This window comes from Rhodovibrio sodomensis (assembly GCF_016583645.1).
In the GTDB taxonomy this organism is placed as follows: Bacteria; Pseudomonadota; Alphaproteobacteria; order Kiloniellales; family Rhodovibrionaceae; genus Rhodovibrio; species Rhodovibrio sodomensis.
In genome coordinates this window covers 1-11,303 of the sequence record NZ_NRRL01000047.1, presented here as the reverse complement: position 1 = coordinate 11,303, position 11,303 = coordinate 1, and the positions used below count along the sequence as shown (strand labels likewise).

The following is an 11,303-nucleotide window of genomic DNA, read 5'->3' as shown; positions in this document are numbered from 1 at the left end:
GAGCAACGCGTCATGCGGCTAGCCAACAGGGTGGCGATCGTCACCGGCGCGGGCAGCGGCTTCGGCGAGGCGATCGCCAAGCGGTTCGCTCAGGAAGGCGCCAGGGTCTGTGTCGCCGATCTGAACGATCAGAGCGCGCGGCGGGTCGCGGGCGAGATCGGCGACGCCGCCGTGCCGGTGCAGGGCGACGTCACCAAGCGCACCGACATCGACCGGATGGTGGCCGAGACCGAGCAGGCGTTCGGCCCGGTCGACACGGTGATCAACAACGCCGGTTACACCCACAAAAACCAGCCGATGCTGCAGGTCGACGAGGCCGACTTCGACAAGGTGTTCGACGTCAACGTGAAGTCGATCTACCTGATGACGATGGCGGTCGTGCCCAAGATGCGTGAACGCGGTTTCGGCGTGATCGTCAACGTCGGCTCGACCGCCGGCGTACGCCCGCGCCCGGGGCTGACCTGGTACAACGCCTCCAAGGGTGCGGTGAACCTGCTCAGCCAGTCGATGGCGGTCGAGCTGGCGCCCGACGGCATCCGGGTCAACGCGCTCGCCCCCGTGATGGGGGAGACCGGCCTGTTGGAATCCTTCATGGGCGTGCCGGACACGCCGGAAAACCGCAAGAAATTCGAGGCGAGCGTGCCGATGGGCCGGCTGTCGCGCCCCGCCGACGTCGCCAAGGCCGCGCTCTACCTCGCGAGCGACGACGCCGACTTCATCACCGGCACGGTCCTGCCGGTCGACGGCGGGCGCTGCGTCTAGAAAAAGATGCTGAAAGGTGAAGTCACCTTCATCGATTTTTGCCCTAGCGCCGGCGATCGTCGAGCAGGATCAGGGCGAGCGCCATCAGCGCCGCCGCCCCGACCGCGTAGTCGAGCGGAAAGGCGAGCAGGTAGGCACTGGTCGCCGCGACCCCGCCCCAGGCGAGCGGCACCAGCAGCAGCACGAGTCGCAGCCAGCGCGGCCCGCGCGCCGCCGCCAACAGCCCGGCGGTCAGGATCGCCGTCGGATCCGGCGCGCTGCCGGCGAGCGGCAGGCTGGCGGGAGCCGTGCCGAGCGCGAGCAGCGCCAGCGGATGACCCAGCACCCCGAGCCCGGCCAGGATCAGGCCGCCGGTGCGCGCGGCCCCGCGCGGTCCGGCGAAGAAGCTGATCTGCGGGCGCAGCGCGAGCGTGCCCGCCAGCACGATTGCCTGGGCGATCCAGACCGGCGCGTAGACGCCGGCCATGAAGTTTAGGCCCGCCATCAGGCCCCACTGATGCGCCCAGCCGCTCATCAGCGCGCCGGCCGCCAGCACCGAACCGACCGCCCGGTCCTGCCACGCCCCGCGCGTCCCCCGTACCGCCAGCACGAACGCACTCAGGCTGAGCGCCGCCAGCAGCGCCACCAGCACCGCGTATTGCGCGTTATAGCGCCCCATCGCGGCGAAAAAGACCTCGATGGTGTAGGGCAGCATCATGGGGGAGCGTCTTCATGCGAGTGAGCACAGCGTTTCGGCGGGTCCCTCTCCCTCTAGGGGAGAGGATAGGTGAGGGTGGGACTCCTCAGCGTACGGCGGGGAGTCCCACCCTCACCCTTCCACGCCCTGACGGGCGCGGGCCCCTCCCTCTCCCCTCAAGGGCGAGGGTATAAGCGGACTGACCGTGCTTGGGGAGATGAGGCTACTTGGCGCTAAAGCTCCGCCACGTACCGCGCCATCTTCTGGCGGGTCGGCTGGTCGGGCAGGGGGCCTGTCAGGGCGCCCATGTTTTCCTGCATGTGCGGGATCTGGCTGGTCGCCGGGATCGCGCAGGTAACGGCCGGGTGGGAAATGATGAACTTGAGGAAGAACTCGGCCCAGTTGGTCGCCCCGGCCTCGGCCGCCGCCCAATCCGGCAGCGGTTCGCTCTGGTAGCGGTGGAACAGCGCCTTGCGCTTGTAGGGGCGGTTCACGATCACCGCGATGCCGCGCTCGTGCGCCAGCGGCAGCAGCCGGTCCTCCGCCCAGCGGTCGACGACGTTGTAGGTGAACTGCACGAAGTCGAGCGGTTCGTTCCGCATGATCCCTTCGAGCTCGTCGTGCCGGCTGCCGTGGGACGTGGTGACGCCGATGTAGCGCACCTTGCCCTGATCCTTGTGGGCGCGCAGCGTTTTCAGATGGGTTCGCCAGTCAACCAGGTTGTGCACCTGCATGACGTCGAAGGTGTCCAGGCCCCACAGCTCGCGCGAGCGGGCCATCTGCTGTTCGCCGTCGGCCATGCCCCGGGTCCAGACCTTGGTCGCGGAGACCAGACCGTCGGTGTTGTCCATCCGGTCCAGGCACCAGCCGACGACCTCCTCGCTGGAGCCGTACATCGGCGAACTGTCGATCATCCCGCCGCCGCGGGCGAAGAACTCTTCCAGGATCCGCTTGCGGTGCCGGCGCAGCTCGGTGTCGCCGCCGACGTTGAAGGTGATCCAGGTGCCCATGCCGACCGCCGGGATCCGTTCCCCGGTGGCTGGGATCGGCCGGGTGTGAATGCTCTCGGCCGCCGCGCGCGCGAGCTCCGGGCCGAACGCCGGCGCCAGCGCGGCCCCCGCGGTGGTCGCCAGGAACCGCCGGCGCGTCCAGCCGGTTGCCGTATCGGACATTGGCCTCTCCGCTGTGAACCGGGTCGCGCCCGCCAAGTGGCGCAGGGACGGCGATGGTTCAAGCGCACGCTCGTGACCGGGTCGCGTTTGGGCCCGGTTATTCGCCTGTTGGCGCGTCCTGGGCGGATGCGGACGATACGCTCACGTCGAGCGCGAAACCCTGGGGCAGACCGCGATCCTGAATCCCGGAAACCGTGAGGGAGAGGGAGAGCTTGGGGCCCTGCCGGTCGTTGTCGGTTTCACCCGCTGCCGGGATATCCAGGGACTGTAGCCGTTCGGCCAGCGAGATGACGAACCGCTGCGGCAGGTCGGGCGGGTAGGCGGCGGCACGGGCGATTTCGCGCGGCTCGAACCCGGTCCCGCGCGCCTGCACATGCACGGTCAGAAGGTAGCTCGCGGTCGGCGTGCCGTCGACCGGTGTCGCGGTGATCGCAAGACGCGCCGGCACCGCCCCGTGTTGATTCCGCGGGATGGGTAACACCGCGCCGGGGTTGGTGCCGCTCAGCCGGGCCTGCCTGACCTGTTCCGGCCCGCCGTGGGCGCACGCTCCGCCGCCAAGGCCGGCGGCAAACAGCGCCGCAAAAATCGCGAGAGCGCGACAGCCGTATGATCCCGTCATGGCGCTATCGGTCCTTCTGTTACGTCACCGACCCGGCGTTCCGCCGCATTGGTCCGCCGCATTGTTCCGCCCCATTGTTCCGCCCAGGGGCGGGGGCCGGGATCCGCCGCCACCGTGAGATCGCCGCTAGAGCAAGATGAAAGGTGAAGCCACCTTTCAGCTGAATCTTGCTCTCGCTTCAAGCAGTTAGAGCAAAAATCACGATGAAGGTCGACCCGACCTTCATCGACTTTGCTCTAGGCTCCTTCACGATGACGGCGGACCGGAGGACCGCAGTCCGAGGCTACTGCACCTGCGTCGGGCGTCCGATACTTAGCTGCGCGCGGCCGATCCGAACCGTGGCCTGGGCGTCGACCTTACCGGTCGGACGACGGACGGCCACCACGTTGGGCCGGATCGGTTCGCCCGGCTCGATGATCCCGCGCTGGCGCAGATCGCGCACGGTCTGGGTGATGTCCAGGATGTAGTCCTGCGCCATGTCCATTTCAGCCTGGTCTTCGAAGAACGCGATCAGGCCGGCATAGGTCGGGTCGGTGGTCGGCGTGTCGGGGCCGGCGTCCGGATTGTTCAGGAAGACGTGCAGGATGATGTCCTCGCCGTTGGGGCCTTCGGTCTCTTCCAGCGAAAGCAGAAGCTGCTGGTCGTCCGGTTCGACAGCGGTCAGCTGGTTCATACGCTGGGCCGGCAGCGCGAGGTTGAAGGTGCGGACCTGGTTCAGCCGCAGGGTTGCCGGGGCCTGGATCCGGGTCAGGGGCTGGGTGCTGAGGCGGGTCCTGGACCCGCGTTCCAGACGCTCCCGGGTCGCGGACCTGTCGGCCTCCGCGACTTGCCGGGCTGCCGTGTCCGAACCCTTGGTCGATTCCGCGAAGCGGTAGCTCAGCAGCGGCATCAGCGTGGTGGCCGCCGAGGTCGTGCTCCAACTGCCGCCGCCGGGCCCAGGAAACTCGGTGTAGCTGTACTGGGTCCAGACGCTGTCGCTGGTGTTGTTGTTCTGCCGGTCGATGTTCCAGTGCGCCCAGATACAGTCGATGAAGTTGTGGTGGGCGAAGAATATCGGATCGAGCGGAGACATGTAGGTCGCCATGTCGCCGCCGACGAAACCGTGCACATAGTTGTGCGGGGTCCGTTCGAGCTGGGCCTGGCCGCCGCCGGTGCCCCCGCGCGGGGCGGAGGATCGGAAGCTGCCGAACAGCTCGAAGTCGGTCTGTGACAGGACGCTTGAAATGACGGCCGGGCCGGTCGCGGAGTCCGGCAAGGCGTCGCTCGCGGTTGCAGCGCGGTTTGCGTGGTACAGCGGGCTGCTGGTGGTCCAGTAGACCGACGGGATGCTGCGGTCTTTCTGCCAGTTCCAGTACGGCAGGCCGAAGTCCGGGTTGCCGGTCAACTCCTGGATGATCCGTTCCAGGGAGAACAGGTAGGCCCTGTGCCATGGCAGGAAGAACCAGTTGCCGTGCGGACAAAAGTCCAGGTGAATGCGGGCGAAGTTGGTCCAGTTCCGCCGATCGCTGGACGGCAGGGCGCGCATGGCACTGATGCCCTGCTCCAGTGTCTGGATCGTGGAGCCGGTTGGGTTGAGCGTGGTTATGTCTTCACGGACCGGCCGGTTCCTGATGTTCTCGACGATCTGCTCGCAACCGGCGATCGACATGCCGCCGACGCTCAGTGCGCCGACCGCCGCCGCGCCCTGCAGGACGCCCCTGCGGGTAATACCTGTCGTCATCCCCTGCCTCCCTTTTTTACCAAAGGACTGGTCGGACAGGAGCGCACACGCCCCCACCCGGATGGACGAAGACCCGCACGGTCCGCGCCGGAAGCCGGCTCTCGGCACCGCACGGGCGGACCGTCCATCCCCTGCGCGCATCGCGCACATACGCCGTAGTGGACGGCCCAGAAGACCAGTACTCTACGGTCTCGTGTGTTTTACGGAAAGACTTTTGCGCGTCGGGTGATATTTGCGCCCCGAAACGCGCTACGGCCGGATTTCGATCGGCGTGCCCACCGGGACGAGGGACCAGATCTCATCGATCTGGCGGTTGGTGACGGCGATGCAGCCCTCGGTCCAGTCCTGGCGCAGGTGGCCCTTGCCGATGTCGGCGAATTCGGGCTTGAGGCCGTGGATCATGATATTGCTGCCGGGGTGCACGCCGATCGCGCGCGCCTCGCGCCAATCCTGCTGGTTGGGATAGGACACCCGGATCGAGCGGTAGAAGTCGCTGTTCTCGTTCTTGAAGTCGAGGGTGTAATGCCCCTCCGGCGTCCGGCCATCACCTTCCCAGAGCTTGTCGCCCTTGGGCTCGCGGCCGAGCGAGACCTCATAGGTCCGGAACACCTCACCGTCGGCCAGCAGACGCAGTTGGCGCAGCGATTTCACGACCACCACCTTGTCGGCTTCGTCGGGCTCCGGCTTGGGCACCAGGTGGCCGACGTCCGGGATCGGGCGCAACGACTGCTCCTGCGTGGTTTCGGGCGCGGGCTCCGGGTCGGTCCTGGGCTGGGTCGCCGGGCCGGCGCAGCCGGCCAGCAGCGCGGTTGCCAGCGCCAGCACGGCCGCGGGCGTGCCCGGGCGTGCCGAAAGCCGTTTCGGGATCACCCTCGGGCGCATCGTCACGCTCACCATATGCGCGTCCATCCGTCTCTCACCGCCGCCGTGCCATGCCGGGCCGACCGGCCGAGCCGCTTCGCAGGTCGCCGCGCGACGGGGCGGTCTGCCGCCGACCGCGGGCATCGTAACCCGTGGCTGGCTGCTATACTGTTAACACAAGACCTTGTCGACACGTCCGCCAGACGGGCGGAGTCGGCCGGTCCCCCGATCTTTACCGCGAGCGACGTCGAACGCCATGGACCACGGTGCCGGACACGAGTTTCTCTATAGCGCCCTGATGCTGCTCGCCGCCGGCGTGATCGGCGTTTGGGTCGCCAAGCAGGCGGGTCTGGGCTCGGTGATCGGCTATCTGTTGGCCGGGGTGGCGATCGGCCCGTGGGGCCTGGGTGCGTTCACCGATGTCGAGCGGATCCTGGAGTTCGCCGAGCTGGGCATCGTCCTGCTGTTGTTCGTGATCGGTCTGGAACTTGCGCCGGCGCGGCTGTGGTCGCTCCGGCGTGCGGTGTTCGGGCTGGGCGCGCTACAGGTTTTGGGCACTGGCGCGGTGCTCGCGGTCGGCGCCTATCTGCTCGGGTTTGCGCCGAAGCCGGCGGCGGTGATCGGGCTCACGCTGGCGCTGTCCTCGACCGCCTTCGCGATTCAGGTGTTGTCGGAAAAGCGCCAGCTGACCACCCGCGCCGGGCGCAGCGCGTTCGCCGTGCTGCTGTTCCAGGACTTCGCGGTAATCCCGCTGTTGGCCGCGATGCCGGTGCTCGCGGTTGGCGGACAGGCGATGGACCTGGACCGGCTGGTCGAGGCCGGGAAGGTGATCGTGCTGCTGGTGCTGATCGTGGTCGGCGCGCGCGTCGTGCTGCGCTACGCGCTGCGGCTGGTCGCGATGACCGGCGTGCGCGAGATCTTTGCCGCGGCGGCACTTTTGACGGTGATCGGCATGGCGCTGCTGCTGGAGGCGGTCGGCCTGTCGATGGCGCTGGGCGCGTTCCTGGCCGGCGTCCTGCTGGCCGACAGCGACTACCGCCACGCGCTGGAGGCCGACATCGATCCGTTCCGCGGCCTGCTGCTTGGGCTGTTCTTCATGGCGGTCGGCATGTCGGTCAACCTGGGCTTGCTGCAGGCCCAGCTGCTCACCGTGGTCGCCGGCGTGGTCGCGCTGGTCGGAACCAAGGGGCTGATCCTCTACGGTCTGGGCCGCTGGCACGGGCTGCGCCCGGGTGCTGCCCGCCGGTTCGCCGCGTTGCTCAGCCAGGGCGGCGAGTTCGCCTTCGTGCTGCTGACGGCCGCGGTCGGCCGCGGTCTGCTTGAGCGCGCGGTATCGGATCTGGTGACATTGATCGTGATCGCCTCGATGCTGACCACGCCGCTGCTGGTCGCGCTTGCCGAGCGGCTGGACCCGGCGCCGGCGCGTCCGGCGCCCTCCCCGGACGAGGCCGACGTGCCGCCGAAGGAGGGCCGGGTGATCATCGCCGGGTTCGGCCGGTTCGGGCAGATCGTCGGCCGCGTGCTGCGGGCGCGCGGCATCTCCTTCACGGCGCTGGAATCCGATCCGGTCCAGGTCGACTTCGTCCAGCAGTTCGGCAACAAGGTGTACTACGGCGACGCCGCCCGGACGGACCTGCTGCGCGCGGCCGGGGCGGACGATTCCGACGCGCTGGTGGTGGCGGTGGACGACGGCGAGATCGCCGTGCGCACGGTGGAGGCCGCCAAGACCACCTTCCCGAAGCTGAAGGTCTACGCCCGCGCCCGGGACCGCCGGCACGCCTACCAGCTGATGGACGCCGGCGCCGACGTGGTGATCCGGGAGACCTTCCACTCGGCCCTGGAGACGACCCGCGACCTGCTCATCCATCTGGGGCTGAGCGAGCAGGAGAGCCGGCGCCTGACCGAGACGTTCCAGCGCCACGACGAGGCGCGGCTCGCCCACGACTACCAGCACCACAGCGATGAACAACGTCTGGTCTATCTGGCCCGCCAGTCCGCCGAGGAACTGGAGGACCTGTTCCGCCGAGACGCCGAAGAAGACGTCCTGGAAACCGCCCGCGACCGAAAGGCGGGGTAGGGGGAAGGTTTTCAACACAGATGGCACGGATGTCGCAGAGGGTCGAGCCGCGCGCAGCGCCTTATCTTCCTTGGTGTCTTGGTGCCCTGGTGGTTCGCCTTTTTTCACCACCAGGACACGAAGACACCAAGAAGAGTGCACTCCAAGAGTTCTGGCGCGCTGTCGCGCGCGGTTTTCCTAGTTTCCTCTGTGACCTCCGGGCCCTCTGTGGTGAGCCGACTTAACTTAGCAGCAGGGCGTCGCTGTCGAGCGATTCGTCGCGAACCCGGGCGAACCGGTCGACCAGATCGTCGACGCCGAGCGCCGCGCGCTCCGCGCCGGCGACGTCGAGGGCGATCTTGCCTTCGTGCAGCATGACGGTGCGGCTGCCGAAGTCGAGTGCCTGGCGCATCGAGTGGGTGACCATCAGCGTGGTCAGCTGCTGCTGCTCGACCAGCCGGTGGGTCAGGTTGAGGACGAAGTCGCTCATCCGCGGGTCGAGCGCGGCGGTGTGCTCGTCCAGCAGCAGGATCTTGGCCGGGCGCAGGGTCGCCATCAGCAGGCTGACCGCCTGGCGCTGCCCGCCGGAGAGCAGGCCCATCCGGTCGCCCAGGCGGTTTTCCAGGCCCAGGCCCAGCTGCGCCAGCTGCTCGCGGAACTCCGCGCGCCGGCCGCGGCCGAGCGCCAGCGTGGGCCGGCGGGCGCCGCCGCGGGCGGCCGCGATTGCCAGGTTCTCCTCGATCGTCAGCCCCTCGCAGGTGCCCAGCATCGGGTCCTGGAACACCCGGGACACCAGCTGCGCGCGCTTCGAGGCGGGCCAGGTCGTCACGTCGGTCTGGTCGATCAGCACACGGCCGCCGGCGAGCGGCGCTTCCCCCGACAGCGCGTTCAAGAGGGTCGACTTGCCGGCCCCGTTGGAGCCGATGACGGAGACGAACTGCCCGCGCGGGATTTCCAGGTCGATGTCGGCGAGGGCCACGTTCTCCAGCGGCGTGCCGGCGGAGAAAACGACCCGGCCGCGTTCCAGTCGGATCATGACGGCGCTCCGCTGCCGCGTTTCTTCATCAGCGCTTTCACCGGGTTGCGGGCACCCGGCAGGATCAGGGCGATGGTCACCAGCACCGCCGTCAGCAGGTTGAGGTCGCCCGGGTTCATGCCGATGAACTCGGCGTTGAGCGCGAACTGCACGGCGAAGCGGTAGAGCACGGAACCGAGGATGCAGGCGACGATCGCCATCACGATGCCCTTGGGCCGCAGGATCGCCTCGCCCGCGATCACCGCGGCCAGACCGACCACGATCGTGCCGGTGCCCATGGTGATGTCGGCAAACCCGTTCATCTGCGCAAACAGCGCGCCGCCAAAGGCGACCAGCGCGTTCGACAGCGCCATGCCGAAGTAGGTCATCGCCGCCGTGGGCACGCCCTGCGCGCGCGCCATGCGCGGGTTGGCCCCAGCCGCGCGCATGCCAAGGCCGCTGTCGGTCAGCAGGTACCAGGCGACCAGCGCGCCCGCGCCCACGACCACGACGAAGCCGAAGATCGGCTTGATCGTGCCGCCCGACAGGCCGAACAGCTCGAACGGGCTGATCACCGTCGGCTCCATGATGATCGCCAGGTTCGGGCTGCCCATGATCCGCAGGTTGATCGAGTAGAGCGCGGTCATGGTCAGGATGCTGGCGAGCAGGTGCAGGATCCCGAAGCGGATGTTGAGGAACGCCGTGACCAGCCCGGCCAGCCCGCCGGCGGCGACCGCCAGCAGGGTCGCGCTGAACGGGTCGATGCCGCCCAGGATTCCGGCGGCGGCCACGGCCGCGCCGAGCGGAAACGACCCGTCTACGGTCAGGTCCGGGAAGTTCAGCACCCGGAAGGAGATGAACACGCCGATCGCGACCAGGCCGTACACCAGGCCGATCTCCAGCGCGCCCAGGGCGGCGACGAGCGACATGCGGTAACGCGGGGTGTTTGTGGGGAGGGAAGGGGGCGAGAGATATGCCAACCTCCGCACCCTAGCCCTGTCCTCCCAGTGGAGGAGAGGGGACCCGCTGCGATGCCCGTTGACCGAACGTGTCGGCGGGTTCCCTCTCGGCCATGGGGGGAGAGGGACAGGGTGAGGCGGTGTGCACGGCGCTAGCGGCGGGGGCTAGTCCTCGATCACCTCGTCGGCACGGTCCATGACCGCCTTGGGGATCGATAGGCCCATGCGCTGGGCGGCCTTGGGATTTACCAAGAGCTGGGTCTTCTCGACGCTTTCCACCGGAATCTCGGAGGGCTTCTCGCCTTCCAGCACGCGCACCACGATGCGCCCGGTCTGGCGGCCCAGGTCGTAGTAGTCGAAGCCGAGCGCCATCACCGCGCCGCGCGGCACCGAAGCGGTGTCGGCGGCGAAGATCGGCAGGTCGTTGTCCATGCCGACCTTGATCGCGCTTTCCAACGCCGAGACGATGGTGTTGTCGGTCGGGATGTAGACCGCGTCCGCCTTGCCCACGAGGTTGCGCGCAGCCGACAGCACGCCGGAGGACTTGGGTGCCACGCTCTCGACGATCCTGAGATCGAATTCCGGGGCGTGCTGCTTCAGCAGTTCCAGGATCTTGACCGAGTTCGCCTCGCCCGGGTTGTAGATCACGCCGACCGTCCGGGCCTCCGGCATGACCTCGCGGATGAGCGCCAGCTGGCGTTTGACCGGGGAGAGGTCGCTGACGCCGGTCACCCGGCCCCGCGGGTCGGCCGGGTCCTGGACCAGCCGCGCGGCGACCGGATCGGTCACCGCGGAGAACACCACCGGCACGTCGTCGGTCGCCGCCAGCACCGCCTGCGAACTGGGGGTGGAGATCGGCACGATCACGTCGTGATCCTGGCCGGCGAACTGCCGGGCGATCTGGGACGCGATCGCCGGGTTGCCCTGCGCCGTCTCGTAGGTGAAGGCGAGGTTATTGCCCGGCGTGTAGCCCTGGGCCGCCAGCTCGTCGCGCACCCCGTCGCGCACGGCGTCCAGCGCCGGGTGCTCGACGATCGCGGTGACCGCGACGGATTTCTGCTGCGCGCTCGCGGTGGCGCCGGCCAGCACCAGCGGTGCGGCGAGCGCGGCCACGGCCAGCGCGAAATGACGGATCGACATGACAGCTTGCCTCCCCTGGGACCAACGGCTGTTTGCAACGGACGCGCCGCCCAAAGCGCGCCGGACCATGCGCCAGCCCGCACGGGCGGTCAAGCGGGCGGCGCAGGGGCGTCCTTGGCCGCTACAACAACCCCTTCGTCTTGAAACTCGTATGCCCGGCGCGGGTAATGATGATGTGGTCGTGGACGCTGATGCCGAGATACCGTGATTTTTGTCAAAGGGTCGTTGGCGGCGCGCTCCCCAAGTCGGGGCCTCACCGACGGCCGGCCGCCCTTGCGCGCTATGTGGGGCGCGCGGGCGGCCGGCCTGTTCGGCCCCGCTCG

10 protein-coding genes and 1 pseudogene are annotated in these 11,303 nt (G+C 68.6%); 2 read left to right on the top strand and 9 right to left on the bottom strand.

Translation table 11 applies throughout. The annotated features are described in order from the left end of the window. Window positions 1-12: 12 nt before the first annotated feature. Window positions 13-762: an SDR family oxidoreductase gene (locus CKO28_RS15555; protein ID WP_200341720.1), complete on the top strand. Its 750-nt coding sequence runs from the start codon at window positions 13-15 to the stop codon at window positions 760-762. A 43-nt stretch (window positions 763-805) separates the two neighbouring features. On the opposite strand, the gene CKO28_RS15550 is transcribed toward CKO28_RS15555, so the two are convergent. The 5 genes from CKO28_RS15550 to CKO28_RS15530 form a co-directional block, all read right to left on the bottom strand. Then, a complete protein-coding gene (locus CKO28_RS15550) occupies window positions 806-1,459 on the bottom strand; it encodes a DUF6064 family protein (protein ID WP_200341719.1) in 654 nt (217 codons plus the stop codon). Between the two features lie 212 nt (window positions 1,460-1,671). Continuing rightward, a complete protein-coding gene (locus CKO28_RS15545) occupies window positions 1,672-2,610 on the bottom strand; it encodes an aldo/keto reductase (RefSeq protein ID WP_200341718.1) in 939 nt (312 codons plus the stop codon). Window positions 2,611-2,707: 97 nt separating this feature from the next. Then, window positions 2,708-3,229 (bottom strand): hypothetical protein, encoded by a 522-nt coding sequence (locus tag CKO28_RS15540; RefSeq protein ID WP_200341717.1) that lies wholly within the window; start codon window positions 3,227-3,229, stop codon window positions 2,708-2,710. A gap of 283 nt (window positions 3,230-3,512) precedes the next feature. After that, window positions 3,513-4,949: a tyrosinase family protein gene (locus CKO28_RS15535; protein WP_200341716.1), complete on the bottom strand. Its 1,437-nt coding sequence runs from the start codon at window positions 4,947-4,949 to the stop codon at window positions 3,513-3,515. Window positions 4,950-5,198: 249 nt separating this feature from the next. Next, window positions 5,199-5,858 carry a L,D-transpeptidase family protein gene (locus tag CKO28_RS15530; protein ID WP_200341715.1) on the bottom strand — a complete coding sequence of 220 codons (660 nt, stop codon included), beginning with the start codon at window positions 5,856-5,858 and terminating at the stop codon, window positions 5,199-5,201. Between the two features lie 208 nt (window positions 5,859-6,066). Here CKO28_RS15530 and CKO28_RS15525 point away from each other — a divergent pair, with 208 nt between their 5' ends. After that, entirely contained in the window at window positions 6,067-7,887 is a 1,821-nt protein-coding gene (locus tag CKO28_RS15525) for a monovalent cation:proton antiporter-2 (CPA2) family protein (protein ID WP_200341714.1), read from the top strand. Window positions 7,888-8,107: 220 nt separating this feature from the next. Here CKO28_RS15525 and CKO28_RS15520 read toward each other — a convergent pair whose 3' ends face one another. From CKO28_RS15520 to CKO28_RS29335, 4 genes and pseudogenes are all read right to left on the bottom strand, one after another. Next, window positions 8,108-8,902, bottom strand: a complete 795-nt coding sequence (locus CKO28_RS15520; RefSeq protein WP_200341713.1) for an ABC transporter ATP-binding protein — start codon at window positions 8,900-8,902, stop codon at window positions 8,108-8,110. Continuing rightward, window positions 8,899-9,810 carry an ABC transporter permease gene (locus CKO28_RS15515; RefSeq protein WP_200341712.1) on the bottom strand — a complete coding sequence of 304 codons (912 nt, stop codon included), beginning with the start codon at window positions 9,808-9,810 and terminating at the stop codon, window positions 8,899-8,901. Before CKO28_RS15515 ends, CKO28_RS15520 begins: the two co-directional genes overlap by 4 nt. Window positions 9,811-10,005: 195 nt before the next feature. Continuing rightward, window positions 10,006-10,980 carry an ABC transporter substrate-binding protein gene (locus CKO28_RS15510; RefSeq protein ID WP_207168836.1) on the bottom strand — a complete coding sequence of 325 codons (975 nt, stop codon included), beginning with the start codon at window positions 10,978-10,980 and terminating at the stop codon, window positions 10,006-10,008. Window positions 10,981-11,101: 121 nt separating this feature from the next. Continuing rightward, window positions 11,102-11,176: pseudogene (locus CKO28_RS29335) on the bottom strand (RadC family protein); the annotation flags it as partial. Window positions 11,177-11,303: the final 127 nt, after the last annotated feature.